Here is a 17,413-nt window from a genome sequence, read left to right as displayed (position 1 = left end):
TCTGGCCCACGTCTTAATTGGCGGGCTCCAGCGGGCCGTCGCTTTGGCGATGCCCCCGTGCACGGTCACAATGTGCGAATAGGTTTCTGACCGCAACTTGCATTTGTCTTTCGCCACCTCGTTCCGGTGTGATGTTGCCGACCAGCAACATCTGCCGAAGGCTATTGCCGGCAAAGGTTTGCGTCCTGTGCATGAGCTTCGCAGGGTTTGCCGAATTGTCCCGGGCCTCATGCGGTGGCCGATGCTCTTCGGGCATGATCCGCGCTGTGGGCTTTGATAAAGTTTCTGACAGATGACTGATGATCGACTCGCACCCGCGACGTCCGGGACATGAATGTGTCCCGCCCCGGTGCGAGGCCGAGCCGACCCCCCGAGTAGAGTCTGTGATGACGACGTCAGCCCTGACCGGCGGAACCGCCCGCGCGACGATGATCGGGTTCGGGGCGATCCTGCTGTGGTCGCTCCTCGCCCTGTTCACGTCGGCCTCCGGCGGCATCCCGCCGTTTCAGCTCGCGGCGATCACCTTCCTGATCGGCGGGGCGGCGGGAAGTATCGGTGTCCTGCTGAGGCCAGGGCGTGCAGGCGCCCTGCGGCAGCCGCTCTCCGTCTGGCTCCTCGGGGTTGGGGGCCTATTCGGCTACCATGCCCTGTACTTCACAGCCCTTCGCCTTGCGCCGCCGGCCGAAGCCGGACTGGTCAACTACCTCTGGCCGTTGCTGATCGTGCTGTTCTCCGCGTGGCTGCCGGGATCGCGGGGGCTACGCCCCGGCCATCTCCTGGGGGCGGCTTTAGGCCTCGCGGGGGTGGGCGTGCTCTTCGTGGGGCGTGATATCGCCTTCGCGGCGGCGGCCCTGCCCGGCTACGCAGCGGCCCTGGCGGCCGCGTTCGTTTGGGCGGGCTATTCCGTTCTCTCGGCCAGGGCCGGTGCGGTGCCGACGGAGGCCGTGGCGGGGTTCTGTCTCGCCACGGGTGGGCTGAGTCTCCTCTGCCATCTCGCCCTCGAGCGGACCGTCTGGCCCCAGGATCCGACATCCTGGGCCGCGATCGTTCTGCTCGGCCTCGGTCCCGTGGGGGCCGCCTTCTACCTATGGGACATAGGCTGCAAGCGGGGTGACGTGAGGCTGCTCGGCGTCGCCGCCTATGCCGCCCCGTTGCTCTCGACGCTCGTCCTCGTGGCGGCGGGCTACGCCCCGGCCCGGCCGGCGCTGGCCTTGTCCTGTCTGCTGATCGTGGCCGGGGCACTCTGCGCAGTGCGCGCGTCCCGAACGAAGTGACTGTGGTCACGACCGGGGTGTGGGTCGCCAGTCGGGGGGTGCGAGTTCGAACCCGGCGAAATCGAAGCCCGGCGCCACCGTACATCCGACGAGGGTCCAGGCGCCGAGGCTCGTCGCTGTCTGCCAGTGGCCGGCGGGCACGACGAATTGCGGCCGCTGCCCACGCCCAATCTCCGGTCCGAGGTGATGGGCCGAGGCGTCGTGCCCGTTCGGGCTCACGCTGATGACGAGGGGCGCGCCGGCATACCAGTGCCAGATTTCGGCGGCGTCCACCCGGTGCCATGTGGACACCTCGCCGACATCGAGGAGAAAGTAGATCGCCGTGCCCACGGACCGGCCGTCGCCGCCGGGCGAATCGCGAAAGGTTTCCCGGTAATGGCCGCCTTCGGGATGAGGCTGGAGGCCGAGGGCCGCGATCACCTCGGCAGCGCTCATGGCGGCGATGTCTTTCATGAAGGGAGTATCCTCATCGTCCGCGGTGTGGCGGGCGCTCCGCCACTATCGCCCGGCTTGCCCGGGGAGGCGAGCATGCGACGACGCCTTGCCGGTCTTCCAGACGGGTGATACCCGCCCCGAATCGTCCCGTGAAAGCCCGAAGCCGTGTCGCAGAGCCCCACCGTTCGCCTCCACCGCGGGGATTTGCCCGCATCCTACGATGCCGGCTCGTCGGTCGCCGTGGATACCGAGACCCTCGGCCTCAACCCACATCGGGACCGTCTCTGCGTGGTGCAGCTCTCGACGGGCGATGGGACGGCGGATGTCGTTCAGATCCTGCCGGGTGGTCCGGTTCCACAGAATCTGATCCGGGTGCTCGCGGACGAATCGGTGCTGAAGATCTTTCATTTCGCCCGGTTCGACCTCGCGGTGCTGTTCCACCGCCTCGGGGTGATGCCGACACCGGTCTACTGCACCAAGATCGCCTCCAAGCTCGTCCGCACCTACACCGACCGGCACGGCCTGAAGGACGTGGTGCGCGAGACGGTGGGGATCGATCTCTCGAAGCAGCAGCAGAGTTCGGATTGGGGCGCGGACACGCTCACCCAGGCGCAACTCGATTACGCCGCCTCCGACGTGCTGCATCTCCATGCGGCCCGGGCGAAGCTCGATTCGATGCTCGCGCGCGAGGGGCGCACCGATCTGGCGGAAGCGTGCTTCCGCTTCCTGCCGTCACGCGCCCGGCTTGACCTGCTCGGATGGGACGAGGCCGATATCTTCGCCCATAGCTGAGGTCGAAAGCTCTACACTGCGACCATACGGCACTGGGATACTACCTATCCATGCTGCGTCGCGGTGGGAGTGAGGTTTTGGGGTGACGGTTTCCGGCGAGGATACTGCTAGCTTGAAGGAGCCCGAGCTTAGCAATTGGGCCAGATCCTCCTCGCCGGTCACTTCCCGATCAGGCCGGCGAGGAGGGTCCGTCAGGCCATTCTTTTATTGTCACTCAGAGGCTGCTCCTTATCTTGGTAAGCAGTGCTCGAAGGCGTTTTTTATTATAGACAATATTGGTTGGAGTTGATAGCCAAATTTCCACTAGCTTGTCATCAGATATTTTTGTTGACAATGCGTAATCTAAATAATTCTTAAGACGCTCTCGTTTAGATTGATCTCGGAAGGGCGCTAGAACAAGTAGAATTAGCTCTCTATCGTCCGAGCAATCTTCCAAAATATCCTGATAGAACTGCTCCGCTAGTTCGTTGAATTCTGCAGCAACTTCCATTTAGTACACAACGGTGAACGGATAGGCGGTGCGGACGTAAAAGACGCGCTCTAAGCGAGGATCTCGTCTTAACTCGACTCCCACGCTATAAGTATCTCGCGTGTAAACAACTTGATCGTTTGTGCTATACGCCTCGCGTCCAGTTGGTGAGCCAAAAGTGTGTTTTATGAACACCCGATCGTCAGTGCCCGCAATTATAGGTGCGACTGCGCTTTGATTTAAGATGATAGTTTTGTTGACTAGATCATGGGCAGTCTCGAGCGAGGGAAAGCTCCCAGCTCTTCTTAAACCGCCGTGACCCGCCAAGGTGCGCCATTGTGACTGGCGAACCTTCTCGAATAGCTCGTCATCGCTTTTACCAATATGTCTTCCGACAGTGTGCCCGCCACGACCCTCTTCCGCGCGAAGATCGACAGTTAAGTTACGGTCGCTGCCGTCGCTGACAAAGAAGACTCGTCCATCGTTATCGCCGAATGCGGATTCACTACTGTTTTCGGAAGTCCATTGACCGCCATCGGGATGGCCAGCTGGAACACGTCGTTGACTGGGATTAAATGCTCGAAATGCAAGACCGATTCGCATCAGAGCGATTTCGATCTGCATAGCCTCAATCCGCCGGTACATCCGATGGCGAGTTGCCGAAAGCCTGTCCATGCGCACCTCCAGCCGAGACCGTCGAGGGTGCGTAGATATAGGATCAGGAGGAAAAAAATAAAGAAAAATAGCCTATTTTAAGAAACGTGTCTGAATGAGCTGGCTGGAATGGCAGGTTGCGCTCAGCGTTGCTGAGGCCGGCGGCCTTTTTGAAGCTTGGCGTGAAGATAAGACGGAGGCGGCTAAACCCGGCCGCCTCCGCTTGGCATCAGAGCGAGTAGTACTGCACGAACTCGATCGGGTGCGGGGTCATCTCGTAGCGCAGGACCTCGGCCATCTTCAGTTCGATGAACGAATCGATCTGGCCCTCGGAAAAGACGCCGCCCGCGGTCAGGAAGGCGCGCTCCTTGTCGAGGCTCATCAGGGCCTCACGCAGGGAGCCGCACACCGTCGGGATGCGGCGCAGCTCCTTCGGCGGCAGATCGTAGAGGTCCTTGTCCATGGCCGCGCCGGGGTCGATCCGGTTGCGGATCCCGTCGAGCCCGGCCATCAGCAGAGCCGAGAAGGCGAGGTAGGGGTTGGCGGTCGGATCGGGGAAGCGCACCTCGACGCGCTTGGCGTTCGGGCTCTTGGTCCACGGGATGCGGCAGGAGGCCGAGCGGTTGCGGGCCGAGTAGGCGAGCAATACCGGGGCCTCGTAGCCCGGCACCAGCCGCTTGTACGAGTTGGTCGAGGGGTTGGTGAAGGCGTTCAGGGCCTTGGCGTGCCGGATGATGCCGCCGATGAAGTACAGGCACTCCTGGCTGAGCCCGGCATACTTGTCGCCCGCGAAGAGCGGCTTCCCGTCCTTCCAGAGGGACAGGTGGACGTGCATGCCGGAGCCATTATCGCCGAAGACGGGCTTGGGCATGAAGGTTGCGGTCTTGCCGTAGCTCTGCGCCACGTTGTGGATGCAGTACTTATAGACCTGCAGGTGGTCCGCGATCGTGGTCAGCGTGTCGTATTTCAGGCCGAGCTCGTGCTGGGCGCTGGCGACCTCGTGGTGGTGCTTCTCCACCGTGGCGCCCATGGCGGCCATGGCGGCCAGCATCTCGCCGCGCATGTCCTGGGCCGAATCCTGCGGCGGAACCGGGAAGTAGCCCGCCTTGGCCTGGATCCGGTGGCCGAGGTTGCCGCCCTCGTAATCGGTGAAGCCGTTGGTAGGCAGCTCGGTCGAATCGAGCTCGAAGCCGGTCTTGTACGGGTCGGCGGAGAACTTCACGTCGTCGAACACGAAGAACTCGGCCTCGGGCCCGACATAGACCGTGTCGGCGATGCCCGTCTCCTGAAGGTAGGTCTCGGCGCGGAGCGCCGTGCCGCGGGGGTCGCGCTCGTAGGCTTCGCCGCTCTCGGGCTCCAGCACGTCGCAGACGATCGACAGCGTCGCGGCCGAGAAGAACGGGTCCATGACCGCCGTGGAGGGGTCGGGCATCAGCAGCATGTCTGACTCGTTGATCGCCTTCCAGCCGGCGATGGACGAGCCGTCGAACATCTGCCCCTCGGAGAAGAAGGCATCATCGACCATCGAGACGTCGAAGGTGACGTGCTGCCACTTGCCGCGCGGATCGGTGAAGCGCAGGTCGACATAGCGGACGTCGTTGTCGCGGATGGTCTTGAGCACTTCGGCTGCGGTGGTCATCGTGGCGTCGCTCCTGGCTTACAGTGAGGCGGGCCGACCCATACAGGCCGGTCCAGCTCAGCACCACCCGGTGGCGGTTGAATCGCTGTATGGCGGCCCATCGAGACCGTGTGTCTGTCGCCGAACCGCACGGCCGGTCATCGCCCCCATCGGATCGTCCCTCGCGATTCCGTGATCGCGCGGGGCGGAACCGGCCGGCTCAGCCTGCTCGGCTGGCATGATGTGTGCGAAGGGGTGGCACGCTGCCGCAAGGTGGTGTGCCGTTCGCAGGGGCCTCCTGATCTGCCAGGCTCCGCGTCGACAAGGGATCGAGGGATCGGCGAGAGAACCGGAATGACGAAATACAAGCTCGAGTATATATGGCTCGACGGCTACACGCCGGTGCCAAACCTGCGTGGCAAGACGCAGATCAAGGAATTCGACAGCTTCCCGAGCCTGGAGCAGCTCCCGATGTGGGGCTTCGACGGGTCGTCGACGAAGCAGGCCGAGGGCGGCAGCTCCGACTGCATGCTCAAGCCCGTGCGCCACTTCCCGGATCCGGCCCGCAAGAACGGCGTGCTGGTGCTCTGCGAAGTGATGATGCCGGACGGCAAGACCCCGCACGAGTCCAACAAGCGCGCGACCATCCTCGACGATGCCGGCGCGTGGTTTGGCTTCGAGCAGGAATACTTCTTCTACAAGGATGGTCGTCCGCTGGGCTTCCCCGAGCAGGGTTACCCGGCGCCGCAGGGCCCGTACTACACCGGCGTCGGCTACTCGAACGTCGGCGATGTCGCCCGCAAGATCGTCGAAGAGCACCTCGATCTCTGCCTCGATGCCGGCATCAACCACGAGGGCATCAACGCCGAGGTGGCGAAGGGCCAGTGGGAATTCCAAATCTTCGGCAAAGGCTCCAAGAAGGCGGCCGACGAGATGTGGATGGCCCGCTACCTCCTGCAGCGCCTCTGCGAGAAGTACGGCATCGATATCGAGTATCACTGCAAGCCGCTCGGCGACACCGACTGGAACGGCTCGGGCATGCACTGCAACTTCTCGACCGCTTACATGCGCGAAGTCGGCGGCAAGGAGTATTTTGAGAGCCTGATGAAGGCCTTCGAGACGAACATCGATGACCACATCGCCGTCTACGGTCCGGACAACCACATGCGCCTGACCGGCAAGCACGAAACGGCGCCGTGGAACAAGTTCAGCTACGGCGTGGCCGACCGCGGCGCCTCGATCCGCGTGCCGCATTCCTTCGTGAATAATGGCTACAAGGGCTACCTTGAGGACCGCCGTCCGAACTCTCAGGGCGACCCCTACCAAATTGCTTCGCAGGTGCTGAAGACGATCTCCTCGGTGCAGACAGCCAGCTCCGCTGCGGCCTGAGAACCATATGATCTTCGCGAAATGAGAGAGCCGGGCCTTCGGGTCCGGCTTTCTTGCTTTCGAGGGTCGCTCCAAGTCCAGATCGCTTGGGGCGACGCCGACTAGTCTCAACCGGCGAGATACGAGAACGATCGTTCGTATTGGCCTGCCGTGGCAGGTGCGGTGGCGGCGCTACCGCCCGCGGGGGCGGTCATCATCGCGGATGGCGGCTTCGTGGTACCACGCGCCTCCGGTCACGGTCGGCACGGGTTTGGTGACCTCCGCAGGCCGTCGGACTACTTGAGCGCGGCGGAATGAAGCGAGATCGTAGATCTTTGCGGATCCGCGTGGGTCCGTGGCACCCATCGGTCGGTCCTCCCGGTAAAGAATGGCGACCATTCAGGCCGCCTCATGGGGAGGATGTAAGCGCCATCTTGCCCAGCAACATGGGGCAAAGACGCTTTGCCGGATATTCGTGCAGGTCTTAAAACAAGGCAGAAAGCCAATCCAGTTACGGATGGCTCTTACCGCCTTCAGATCGCGTCGGGCCCGGTTTCTCCGGTGCGGATGCGGATCGCTTCCTCGATGGTCGAGACGAAGATTTTCCCGTCGCCGATGCGGCCGGTCTGCGCAGACTTCCGGATCGCGTCCACCGCGCCCTCGACAAGGGCGTCGGACAGGACGATCTCAAGCTTCACCTTCGGCAAAAAGTCGACGACGTATTCGGCGCCCCGGTAGAGTTCCGTATGGCCCTTCTGACGCCCGAAGCCCTTGGCTTCGATGACCGTGATTCCCTGAAGGCCGACCTCCTGGAGGGCCTCCTTCACTTCGTCGAGTTTGAAGGGCTTGATGATCGCTTCGATCTTCTTCATGCCGCTCGGGCCTGTCTGTAAACGCCCCGGGACAGTAACATCGCCGCGACGCCGCCGCCACGGCGTTTTGCCGGCGCGAGGCCACGAAACGCCTATTTCTTGTGCAAATTCTGCGCATCATTGAGGCGATCAGCGAGAATTTGTCCATTGAGTGAGCAGCGAATGGTCGGGCCTAGGGCAGTGATCGACACAGGGACTCGGGTGCTGTCGACCGGTGCCGTTGCGTGCCTCGACGCGGCGGCCATCGCCGGTGGGATTCTTGGAATCGCGCTCATGGAGGCCGCGGGCGCTGCGGTGGCGACGCGGGCCAAAGCGCTCCTGCCGGCGAACGGGGCCGTCCTCGCCTTGTGCGGGCCGGGGAACAATGGTGGAGACGGCTTCGTCGCGGCCCGGCTCCTGGCGGCGGCGGAGTATCGCGTCGCTCTCGTGCTGCTGGGCGAGCGCTCCGCCCTGAATGGTGACGCGGCGCTGGCCGCTCAGGCCTGGACGGGCGCGATCCTGTCCACCATCCCATCCGATCTGACGCGCTTCGATCTGGCGATCGATGCCCTGTTCGGAGCTGGCCTCTCGCGGGATATCGATGGCGACGCCCGGGCCATGATCGAGGCGGTGGCCGCGACGCGGATGGCCGTCCTTGCCGTCGATGTCCCGAGCGGGGTCGATGGCGATAGCGGTTCCGTGCGTGGGGTGGCGCTCCCGGCCGTCGAGACGATCACCTTCGTGGGGCTGAAACCGGCACATCTCCTTGAACCGGGCCGCGGATTGTGCGGGCGAGTCGAGGTGGTGCAGATCGGAGCCGGCCCGGACGCGATCGCAGCGGGACTCGAAGCCTCCCTCCCGCCGCTCCATAAGAATGGGCCGGACTTGTGGGGGGCCGCCTTTCCGCGGCTCACGGGCGCGAGCCACAAATACACCCGTGGTCATGCCGTGGTGCTGTCGGGACCCGCAACCCGAACCGGCGCGGCACGCCTTGCGGCCCGGGGAGCCTTAAGGGTCGGGGCAGGGCTGGTCACGGTGGCCTCCCCGGCCGGGGCGCTTGCGGAGAACGCCGCGCATCTCACGGCCATCATGCTCCGCCGATGCGAAGACCCGGACGATCTCGACGACCTCCTGGCCGACGAGCGCCTGAACGTGATCCTCCTGGGCCCGGGCCTCGGCGTCGGTGAGCCGACACGGGATCGCATCGGGGTGGCGGCGTCCGCCGGGCGCAGCCTCGTTCTCGACGCCGACGCCCTCACGAGCTTCGCGGGCGAGGCTAAGCATCTCGCGGGTCTTCTGGCCGATGGCGGCGGCGAGGCGGTGCTGACCCCCCATGCCGGCGAGTTCGCCCGTCTGTTCGATGGAACGTCAGTGCTCCGTGGCGGAAGCAAGGTCGATCGCGCCCGGGCGGCGGCCGCGCTGATGAAAGCGGTGGTGGTCTTCAAAGGGTCGGATACGGTCATCGCGCACCCGGACGGTCGCGCGGCAATCAACGCCCACGGCAGCCCCTATCTCGGCACGGCCGGGTCGGGCGACGTCCTCGGCGGCTTCATCGCGGGCTTGCTGGCCCAGGGCATGCCCCCGTTCGAGGCGGCCTGCACGGCGGTCTGGCTCCACGGCGATGCCGGCCTGCGGCACGGCCCGGGCCTCATCGCCGAGGACCTGCCCGAGTTGATGCCGGCTGTTTTATCGGGTCTGGCAGAGCGTCTGAGCGCCGCTCCGCCTACTTTGGCACACCGCTGATACCGAGCGGGACGGAAATCGTCCCGCTTGGTCTCTCATACTGGACGAGAGACGGGGCTTCACCGTCCGCTCGATGAAGTCAGGCTCAAACCTGCGCGATGGCCTGCACGCGGGCGCTCACCGCCCCGGCGATCCGGCGCATCGGTTTGAGGGCCACGTCGAAGAAGGCTGCCGGGCGCTCGGGGCGCACTGCGCTGCGAAGGCGACCGGGTTCGCTCACGGGCGCGACGGGCAGGTAAAGCGCCTCGAAGAAGGAGATCCGGAGCAGTTCGTTGCCCTCAGGGTCGCTCACGAGCAGCGAGGCGTCCAGGAGCTGCGCCTCGGCGCCATGACGCTGGACGAGGGCGCGGACCACGGTGGAAGCCGCCGAGCGGATGTCGTCCACGTCGGCGACGTCCTGACCCACATGGTCGGGAACGACCTTTCCATGGATGAGGATGTTGAAGAAGGCACGCATCGTGGGGCGAAGCTTTCTTGCAGGGGGAGGAGGGCCGACCTGTTCAGGCGGCCTCGACGTCGGAGGAAGTGTCGGCAGCCGATTTTGGGTCGAAGGCATCTGCGAGGAGGCCGATGCGGCGCGCCATGTCCCGAACCTCGTTCAGGGCAATGGATTTCTGCCCTTCCTTCACGGCCCGGGTAATGTCGCTGACCTGTGTGGTCGCGATCCGCTTCAGTTCCTCGGCAAGTTGCTGGCTCGTCATCATGTCCGCTGTCCGGCGAAGGAATGACGCCAAAGTCGGACGGTCGCGTTACCATGCCGTAACCTGAGGCGGTGGATCCCTGTGGATTGAGGGGATGGCCGGATCGACCGGCCTTTCGGTTGCGGGCATCGCCCGGTGCGCTAGCTCTGCCGGAGCTGCCTTGCACCCCCTTGCCTTCCGGGATCGCCGCGATGGATTGCGCCCTCTTCCTCGACTTCGACGGGACCCTCGTCGATATCGCACCCCGGCCCGATGCGGTGACGGTCGAACCAGGGCTCGTGGGTGATCTGCAAGCGTTGCGGCAGCGCCTCAATGGGGCCCTGGCGATCGTCAGCGGCCGGCCGATCGCGCAGATCGACGGTTTCCTGGCCCCTGCCGCTCTCGATGCGGCGGGGCTGCATGGCGTCGAGCTTCGTCGCGATGGCGCCCTGTCGGGGGGGCGGCCGGATGATCACCCGAACCTGCGGCGGCAGGTCAAGCGCCTTCGCGCGGACGCGGCGCCGCTCGCGTATGTGCTCATCGAAGACAAGGGGGCCTCCGTCGCCGTTCACTGGCGGCTCGCGGATGCGGCCGATGCGCAGCGCGCCGAGGCCCTGGTCAAGGATGCGGCGGCGGCCTTGGGCAGCGAGTACCGCCTGCAACTCGGTAAGGCCGTCGGCGAGATCGTGCCCGCCCGGGCGACGAAGGCCGTGGCCATCCGCGCCTTCATGGCCGAGCCGCCCTATGCCGGGCGCCGGGCGGTGTTCCTCGGCGACGACAAGACCGACGAGATCGCCTTCGCCAGCGTCATGGAAGATGGCGGCATCGCGATCCGCGTCGGGGACGGCGAAACGGCTGCCGCCCGGCGCCTCCCGGATCCCGCTTCCGTCCGGGCGCTCCTGGCGTCCTGGGCCGCGGGCGGGGCGATCGATCCCGAATCCCTGCCCCCCGCCTGACGACGTTACAGCCTTTGGCCGCCGGTCTCCCCTTTCCGGACGGGCCGGCACCTGCCACACAGGCGACGTACCGCGGCGAAGGCGCGGCAGGGGAGAGTGTCGATGTTCGAGTTTCCGGTCCTCATCGGCGACATCGGCGGCACGAATGCCCGCTTCGCCATCGTGGCGGAAAAGGGGGCCAAGCCGACACTTCTCTCGCACGAGGCGACCGCCGACCATCCCGATCCGTCGAGCGCGATCCGCTCGTCCCTGCAGAAGGGCGGTGACCGCGCGCCACCCCCACGCTCGGCAATCCTCGCCATCGCCGGTCGAGTGGATGGCCCTGAGGTGCAATTGACGAATGCCCACTGGAAGGTGGGCGGCGAGCGGATCGCCGGGGATTTCGACCTGACCACGGCCGTGGTTGTGAATGACTACGTCCCCGTCGCCGCCGGCGCCGCGGAAATCGAGCCGCACGACCTCACCTCCGTCGGGCCGTGCCCACCGATCCCAGGGGGCGCCCGGGTCGTCCTTGGGCCCGGAACGGGCTTCGGCGCGGCGGCACTGGTGCCCTATTCGGCCCACCTCGCCATCATCTCCACCGAAGCCGGGCATACGGATATCGGCCCCGCCGACGCGTTCGAGGAGAAGGTCTGGCATGCCCTCGAACGGGTCGAGGATCGCATCACCGTGGAAACGGTGCTTTCGGGACCGGGCCTCGCACGGTTGCACGCGGCGGTCGCCCATGTCCGCACGGGCCAACCGCACGACAAGATCGACCCGGCCGCGGTGACCGAAGCGGGACTTGCCGCCTCCGATCCCCACGCCGTCGAAGCCCTCGGCCTGTTCGCGCGGCTGCTCGGGCGCGTTTGCGGGGACCTCGCCCTGACCTTCCTCGCCACCAGCGGGGTCTATATCGGGGGCGGCATCGCCCCGCGGATCGTCAAGGTCCTGCAGGAGAGCGGCTTCCGCCAAGCCTTCGAGAAGAAGGCGCCCTTCGTGGGGATGATGAAGCAGATCCCGACGAGCGTGATCACCGTGCACGATCCCGCCTTCAACGGGCTGGCGGCGCTGGCGAGCGAAGGCCGAAAGTTCGTCTATCACGGACAGGTTTGGCACCGTCCGGAATAAGATAAGCCGCCCACTGAATACATGATTCCGGGCTGAACCGGCCGCAGGCATGCGCCCAACGCATGGTCCGAACGGCTGCCCGACGCCGAGCCACGGAGGGGAAGGGCATAATAGCGCACGATCGAACGTGAGCCCGCGCTTTGTTGCATTGCGAAATTTTCAAACCGCAACGCACCAAATCTGTGTTTTCTTTTGCGTGCCGGAATTCCCCGGTGTCGCATCGGAGTCCACATGCGCACGATTCTCTTCATCGCGTCGTCCGCCTTCGCCGCCGCGACTTTTGCAGCCGGCGTCGCCTCTGCCGACGACCGGATCAGCGTCACCCCGCCGATCAGCCGTGAGCACGCCCGGGAGATCCGGACGGTCCATCCGGCCGGTGAGCTGACGGTCACGCCGCAGCCCGTTCCGGCCGTGAAGGCGCAGTCCCCGTTCTCCGCCGCCGCGACTCGCGTGGAATTTGCGAACCGCTGACGGCGGATTTGCCGGCGGGAGGTGTATCGCCTCCCGTCAGGCGGCCGCGAGCGGCTTCGAGACATCCTCCAGGGATCGCCCTTCCGCGGCGGTCCCCCAGATGCCGCCGACGACGCTGGCCACCGCCATAAGCACGGCACCGAGGAGGTAGCCGTAGAAGACGTATTCGCGCGATCCGCTCTCGACGAGGGAGCCGAACAGGAGCGGGCCGGACACGCCGCCGACTCCCGTACCGATGGCGTAGAACGCCGCGATCGCCAACGCGCGGATCTCCAGCGGGAAGGTCTCGGCCACCGTCAGGTAGGCGGAGGAGGCCGCAGCGCTCGCGAAGAAGAACACGGCCATCCACACCGCCGTCTGCCCGACCGCACCGAAGGCGTCGATGAGGAACAGATAGCCCGCCCCGACCAGCATCACCGCGGAGATCCCGTAGGTGAAGGCGATCATCGGCCGCCGGCCGATCGTGTCGAACAGGCGCCCGAGGGCGACCGGCCCGAGGAACGAGCCGAGGGCGAAAGGCAGCAAGTACCAACCCACCTGCTCACCGGGGACCTTGTAGAAGCGTTCCAGCACCAATGCGTAGGTGAAGAACAGGGCGTTGTAGAAGAAGGCTTGGCCGACCATCAGGCAGAGGCCGACGACGGTCTGTTTGCGGCTCGACACGAACATCGACTTCGCCACCTCCGAGAGCGGGGTATGGTGGCGGACACGGATCTTCGTGTGCTTCTTGGGATCGGGCGGAGGGAGCGTCACACCCGCGTCCGTGAACCGCTTCTCGATGCCGGTGACGACCCGGTCCGCCTCCTTCACGTAGCCATGCGTCGCGAGCCATCGCGGACTCTCGGGGATCCAACGCCGCAGGTAGAGGATCACGAGGCCGATCGCGCCGCCCGTCAGGAAGGCGACGCGCCAGCCCCATGCCGGATCGATGACCTCCGGGCGAAGCAGAACGATCGACATGAACGATCCGAGCGCCGCACCGATCCAGAACGAGCCGTTGATGATGAGGTTCGTCCAGCCCCGGGCGCTGGCGGGCACGAGTTCCTGGATGGTCGAATTGATGGCGGTGTATTCGCCGCCGATGCCCGCTCCGGTGAAGAAGCGGAAGATGCAGAAGCTCGCGACGTTCCATGACAGGCCCGTGGCCGCGGTGGCGATGAGATACAGCGCAAGGGTGATGAAGAAGAGCTTCTTGCGGCCGATCCGGTCGGTCAGCCACCCGAATCCCACCGCACCGGTGACCGCCCCGATGAGGTAGGACGAGGCCGCGAGGCCGACATCGAACTCGGAGAAGGACATGGGCGGCTGGCGCAGGGCGCCAACCAGGGAGCCGGCCAAGGTGACCTCGAGGCCGTCGAGCACCCAGGTGATGCCCAACGCCACGATGACCAGGACATGGAAGCGGCCCCAGGGGAGGCGGTCGAGACGCCCGGCGATGTCCGTGTCGACGACGCTGCCGACCTCGGCGCGCTCGGGCGTGCCGGCCACCCCCTCAACTTTGGTCGCCATCCTGCCCAATCCTCCATTCACCAAAAGTCGTGAGAAGCGATAAACCGCAACTCCGAATTGTTGTTCGCAACGGATCCCCGCCCGATTCGGTTCGATCCCAATTTTACGGCCACGCCTCACGGTGGCAGCGTTCGCCACGCGTGACGCCCATGAGAGTGCACCTTCGCCTCGTCACCTTCGCCGCCGCCCTCGTCGCGGCGATGGCCGCTGTGCCGATCAGGGCAGCGGACGCCGTGCTGCCGCCGCCGAAGCCCAGGACCGCCCTTGGGGGCGACGACTTATGGCGCCTGCGCGAGCCTGAAGTGCGCGGAGAAGGCCGAAACGACACCGGAGCTCCCCGGGCCGTCCGGCTCGTCTATCCCCCCCTCGTCGCGCCGCGCTGAAACCGTCGCCCGTCTCGCGCCGGACTGCCAGACCGCGTAAAGCGTCGCTGGGGCGGGTCCATGCTTGTCGCCATGCGTTCGCATGGAGACGGCCGAGGGAGATGCGGATGGGCGTGACGACCGAGACGGATGCCCGCGAGGTAGGCCTCTGCCCGCAGCGCCTCGCGCGGATCGCCCCGTGGATGGACCGCCTCGTCGCCGAGGGTCGTCTCGCGGGTCTGTCGGTGACGATCCAGAGGCGGGGAAAGCACGTTTACGGCCGCGCCTGCGGTCAGGCGGACATCGCCCGGGGCACGCCCTTCACCCTCGACACCGTGACCCGCATCTATTCCATGACGAAGCCCCTGACCTCGGTCGCGGTGATGCAGCTCTACGAGCAGGGGCTGTTCCAACTCGATGATCCCGTGTCCCGCTACCTGCCGGAATTCGCCCACATGCGGGTGGCCACCGGGGGCAACCGGGCAAAGATCGAGACCGAGCCGGCCCGGCGGCAAATCACTGTGCGGGACCTCCTGACCCACACCGCTGGCCTGACCTACGGGTTCATGGAGGCGACGCTGGTCGATGCCGTCTATCGCGAGAAGGGCATCGACTTCCTGGCCCGGGAAGGGACCCTGGCGGAGATGACCGCACGGGCGACCGCGGCGCCGCTTCTCGCCCAACCCGGAACCGCCTGGAACTACAGCGTGGCCACGGATGTCCTCGGCCATTTCGTCGCGGTCGTCTCGGGCCGCCCGTTTGCGGACTACCTGCGGGATGAAATCATCGCGCCGCTCGGCATGGTGGATACCGATTTCCACGTTCGCCCCGACGCCTTGCCGCGTTTCTGCGCCTGCTACGCCTACGACCGGCAGCGGACGCTGCGTCCCTTCGACGATTCGGTCGAGACCGCCTTCGCACGGCCCCCGGCCATCGCCTCCGGCGGCGGCGGGCTCGTTTCGACGGCGGCCGATTATCACCGGTTCTGTCGGATGATCCTCGACGGCGGCGTCCTCGACGGACGGCGGATCCTCGGCCGTAAGACGGTGGCGCTGATGACGGCGAACCACCTTCCGGGCGACCTCGCCTCCATCGGTACGCCGCGCTTCGCCGAGACCTCCTATGCCGGGATCGGCTTCGGCCTCGGCTTCTCGGTGATGCTCGAACCAGCCAAGGCACAGATCCTTGGCACGCCGGGCGAGGTCGCCTGGGGTGGAATGGCCTCGACCGCCTTCTGGATCGATCCGGCGGAGGATCTCGCTGTGGTCCTGATGACCCAACTCGTCCCGTCCTCGGCCCTGCCGATCCGGAAGGAGTTACGGGTCCTCACCTACGCCGCCCTCGTGGATTGAGCGCGCCCGCGGCGGCGGGTGCGTGATGCCCCTAATCCGGCACCTTCAGGTCGGCGATGTGTTGGGGTGCCTCCGGATAGCGGGGGTCCATCGCCTCCAGGGTGTCGGCCACGGTCTTGGCGACGGCGTAATTGCGGAACCATTTCCGGTCGGCAGGGACAACGAGCCACGGCGCGGCGGGTGTCGAGCAGCGGCCGATCGCGTCGGCGAACGCCGTTTGGTAGGAATCCCACGACTTTCGCTCGACGAGGTCGGCCGGATCGAACTTCCAGTGCTTGGCCGGGTCCGCGAGGCGCGCTTCCAGCCGCTCCTTCTGCTCGTCGCGGGAGATATGGAGGAAGAATTTCAGGATGGTGGTCCCGCTCTCGGTGAGCAGGCGTTCGAAGTCGTTGATGAGACGGTAGCGGCTTCGCCAGACCTCATCCGGCACGAGCCCCTTCACTCGCACCACCAGGACGTCCTCGTAATGGCTGCGGTTGAAGACGCCGATCATCCCCCGGCCCGGTGCACGGGCGTGGTAGCGCCAGAGGAAATCGTGCTCCAGCTCCTCGGAGGACGGCACCTTGAACGACGCGACGGTGCAGCCTTGCGGGTTCACGCCCTTCAGCACGGCGCGGATGGTGCCATCCTTGCCGCCTGTATCGATGGCCTGGAACACCAGCAGCAGGCTCCGGCGGCGCTCTGCGTAGAGCCGTTCCTGAAAATCGGAGATCCGGGCGCGCTCCCGCCGGAGGGCCTCCTCCGCCCAATCTTTGTCGAGCCCCGCATCTTCCCGGGTGGCGACGGCCGACAGGTCGAAGCTCGCCCCGGGCGGGGCCGGGACGATGCCCGGCGCCGGAACGGCGGGCGAGACCGCCACTCCCCCCGCGCCGGACGGCTGCGCTTCCAGAATCGCGGCTCCGGTATCTGCCCACAGGGATGTGGAGGGCAGCCGCGATTGACCGTGGGAGAGATGGTCCCGGTTTGATACCTGCGAGCCCCTGACGGTCTGGCCGTGTTTGTGCTTGCCGTGTTTCGTGGACATCCGGTGAAGCCTGTGGGGGGCGTTGCTGAGCGGCATCGGAACGGCCGATTGGTCGGCACGTTCCGGGCGCCGTGTTCCTGGTAAGGAACTTAGGGTTTGCGGACGATCTATTTTATCCGCCACGGCCAGACCGGCTGGAATGCGGAGGGGCGCCTTCAGGGAACCCGTGACATCGACTTGAACGCCGTGGGCGAGACCCAGGCGGCGGCCGTCGCCGCGCGTTTGGCAGCCGCCGCGGGGGCGGACCTCGCCCGGGCGGATTTCCTGGCGAGCCCGCTCCTGCGTACCCGGCGCACCATGGAGATCATGCGGTCCGCCCTCGGCCTGCCGCCGCAGGATTATCGGACGGATGCACGCCTGCGGGAAATCGGGTTCGGTGCCTGGGAGGGGGCGACCTGGGCGGAGATCCGCCGCCGGGACCCCGTTGGCGCAGGACAGAGGGACCGGTCGCGCTGGCACCATGTCCCGCCGGGCAACGGCGGCGAGAGCTACGCGATGCTGGTCGAGCGTGTCGCGCCCTTCTTCGCAGGCCTTGGGCCGGTGACGGTCGTTGTCGCCCACGGGGGCGTCGCCCGCGCGATGCTAGTCGCCCTCGGGCAACTCGATATCTACGCGGCGCCGCGCCTCGGGATCCGGCAGGGCGAGGTGCTCGTCATCGACGGACAGGGATGGCGCTGGGCCTGACGGATCGCGGGTCGTCCGCATTTTCCATTCAAGCTCGGTTCAAAGCCGCCTCGCTATCGGC

Annotated in this window: 19 protein-coding genes; 10 read left to right on the top strand and 9 right to left on the bottom strand. The window is 65.9% G+C overall.

Translation table 11 applies throughout. The annotated features are described in order from the left end of the window. Positions 1 to 386 precede the first annotated feature (386 nt). Positions 387 to 1,274 (top strand): aromatic amino acid exporter YddG, encoded by an 888-nt coding sequence (yddG, locus tag MFF22_RS06055; protein ID WP_238248080.1) that lies wholly within the window; start codon positions 387 to 389, stop codon positions 1,272 to 1,274. Between the two features lie 6 nt (positions 1,275 to 1,280). Here the strand turns inward: yddG and MFF22_RS06050 are convergent, their stop codons facing one another. Next, positions 1,281 to 1,709, bottom strand: a complete 429-nt coding sequence (locus MFF22_RS06050; RefSeq protein WP_238248197.1) for a cupin domain-containing protein — start codon at positions 1,707 to 1,709, stop codon at positions 1,281 to 1,283. A 165-nt stretch (positions 1,710 to 1,874) separates the two neighbouring features. Between MFF22_RS06050 and MFF22_RS06045 the strand changes: the two genes are divergently transcribed. Next, the gene (locus MFF22_RS06045) at positions 1,875 to 2,501 is read left to right on the top strand and encodes a ribonuclease D (RefSeq protein WP_238248079.1); all 627 of its coding nucleotides are present in this window, start codon (positions 1,875 to 1,877) and stop codon (positions 2,499 to 2,501) included. Between the two features lie 490 nt (positions 2,502 to 2,991). Here MFF22_RS06045 and MFF22_RS06040 read toward each other — a convergent pair whose 3' ends face one another. Next, entirely contained in the window at positions 2,992 to 3,594 is a 603-nt protein-coding gene (locus tag MFF22_RS06040; protein ID WP_238248078.1) for an RNase A-like domain-containing protein, read from the bottom strand. 259 nt (positions 3,595 to 3,853) lie between these two features. Beyond that, complete coding sequence (gene glnA, locus MFF22_RS06035) at positions 3,854 to 5,263, bottom strand: type I glutamate--ammonia ligase (RefSeq protein ID WP_238248077.1); 1,410 nt, start codon at positions 5,261 to 5,263, stop codon at positions 3,854 to 3,856. A gap of 333 nt (positions 5,264 to 5,596) precedes the next feature. Here glnA and MFF22_RS06030 point away from each other — a divergent pair, with 333 nt between their 5' ends. Then, positions 5,597 to 6,631: a glutamine synthetase beta-grasp domain-containing protein gene (locus MFF22_RS06030; protein ID WP_238248196.1), complete on the top strand. Its 1,035-nt coding sequence runs from the start codon at positions 5,597 to 5,599 to the stop codon at positions 6,629 to 6,631. 171 nt (positions 6,632 to 6,802) lie between these two features. Here MFF22_RS06030 and MFF22_RS06025 read toward each other — a convergent pair whose 3' ends face one another. Next, positions 6,803 to 6,976, bottom strand: coding sequence for a DUF2735 domain-containing protein (locus tag MFF22_RS06025; protein ID WP_238248195.1), 174 nt, complete (start codon positions 6,974 to 6,976; stop codon positions 6,803 to 6,805). Positions 6,977 to 7,143: 167 nt separating this feature from the next. After that, a complete protein-coding gene (locus tag MFF22_RS06020) occupies positions 7,144 to 7,482 on the bottom strand; it encodes a P-II family nitrogen regulator (RefSeq protein WP_238248076.1) in 339 nt (112 codons plus the stop codon). Positions 7,483 to 7,644: 162 nt separating this feature from the next. On the opposite strand from MFF22_RS06020, the gene MFF22_RS06015 reads away from it, so the two are divergent. After that, on the top strand, positions 7,645 to 9,204 hold the full coding sequence (locus MFF22_RS06015; protein WP_238248075.1) for an NAD(P)H-hydrate dehydratase: 1,560 nt from the start codon (positions 7,645 to 7,647) through the stop codon (positions 9,202 to 9,204). Positions 9,205 to 9,289: 85 nt separating this feature from the next. Here MFF22_RS06015 and MFF22_RS06010 read toward each other — a convergent pair whose 3' ends face one another. Together MFF22_RS06010 and MFF22_RS06005 are read right to left on the bottom strand one after the other, a co-directional pair. Beyond that, positions 9,290 to 9,661 carry a DUF6894 family protein gene (locus tag MFF22_RS06010; protein WP_238248074.1) on the bottom strand — a complete coding sequence of 124 codons (372 nt, stop codon included), beginning with the start codon at positions 9,659 to 9,661 and terminating at the stop codon, positions 9,290 to 9,292. A 43-nt stretch (positions 9,662 to 9,704) separates the two neighbouring features. After that, positions 9,705 to 9,908 carry a hypothetical protein gene (locus MFF22_RS06005; protein WP_370877538.1) on the bottom strand — a complete coding sequence of 68 codons (204 nt, stop codon included), beginning with the start codon at positions 9,906 to 9,908 and terminating at the stop codon, positions 9,705 to 9,707. Positions 9,909 to 10,096: 188 nt separating this feature from the next. Here MFF22_RS06005 and otsB point away from each other — a divergent pair, with 188 nt between their 5' ends. From otsB to MFF22_RS05990, 3 genes are all read left to right on the top strand, one after another. Continuing rightward, on the top strand, positions 10,097 to 10,840 hold the full coding sequence (gene otsB, locus MFF22_RS06000) for a trehalose-phosphatase (RefSeq protein ID WP_238248073.1): 744 nt from the start codon (positions 10,097 to 10,099) through the stop codon (positions 10,838 to 10,840). Positions 10,841 to 11,002: 162 nt separating this feature from the next. Continuing rightward, positions 11,003 to 11,950, top strand: coding sequence for a glucokinase (locus tag MFF22_RS05995; RefSeq protein WP_370877546.1), 948 nt, complete (start codon positions 11,003 to 11,005; stop codon positions 11,948 to 11,950). 231 nt (positions 11,951 to 12,181) lie between these two features. After that, the gene (locus MFF22_RS05990) at positions 12,182 to 12,421 is read left to right on the top strand and encodes a hypothetical protein (RefSeq protein WP_238248071.1); all 240 of its coding nucleotides are present in this window, start codon (positions 12,182 to 12,184) and stop codon (positions 12,419 to 12,421) included. 36 nt (positions 12,422 to 12,457) lie between these two features. Here MFF22_RS05990 and MFF22_RS05985 read toward each other — a convergent pair whose 3' ends face one another. Then, positions 12,458 to 13,930 carry an MFS transporter gene (locus MFF22_RS05985; RefSeq protein ID WP_238248070.1) on the bottom strand — a complete coding sequence of 491 codons (1,473 nt, stop codon included), beginning with the start codon at positions 13,928 to 13,930 and terminating at the stop codon, positions 12,458 to 12,460. 149 nt (positions 13,931 to 14,079) lie between these two features. On the opposite strand from MFF22_RS05985, the gene MFF22_RS05980 reads away from it, so the two are divergent. Together MFF22_RS05980 and MFF22_RS05975 are read left to right on the top strand one after the other, a co-directional pair. After that, positions 14,080 to 14,313, top strand: coding sequence for a hypothetical protein (locus MFF22_RS05980; RefSeq protein ID WP_238248069.1), 234 nt, complete (start codon positions 14,080 to 14,082; stop codon positions 14,311 to 14,313). A gap of 107 nt (positions 14,314 to 14,420) precedes the next feature. Beyond that, a complete protein-coding gene (locus MFF22_RS05975; RefSeq protein WP_238248068.1) occupies positions 14,421 to 15,644 on the top strand; it encodes a serine hydrolase domain-containing protein in 1,224 nt (407 codons plus the stop codon). Positions 15,645 to 15,675: 31 nt separating this feature from the next. Here MFF22_RS05975 and MFF22_RS05970 read toward each other — a convergent pair whose 3' ends face one another. Next, positions 15,676 to 16,668: a polyphosphate kinase 2 family protein gene (locus MFF22_RS05970; RefSeq protein WP_238248067.1), complete on the bottom strand. Its 993-nt coding sequence runs from the start codon at positions 16,666 to 16,668 to the stop codon at positions 15,676 to 15,678. A 96-nt stretch (positions 16,669 to 16,764) separates the two neighbouring features. Here MFF22_RS05970 and MFF22_RS05965 point away from each other — a divergent pair, with 96 nt between their 5' ends. Then, the gene (locus MFF22_RS05965) at positions 16,765 to 17,352 is read left to right on the top strand and encodes a histidine phosphatase family protein (protein WP_238248066.1); all 588 of its coding nucleotides are present in this window, start codon (positions 16,765 to 16,767) and stop codon (positions 17,350 to 17,352) included. Positions 17,353 to 17,413 lie beyond the last annotated feature (61 nt).

It is taken from the genome of Methylobacterium persicinum, assembly GCF_022179525.1.
Taxonomy (GTDB): Bacteria; Pseudomonadota; Alphaproteobacteria; order Rhizobiales; family Beijerinckiaceae; genus Methylobacterium; species Methylobacterium persicinum.
This window is presented reverse-complemented; position numbering and strand designations above follow the sequence as displayed.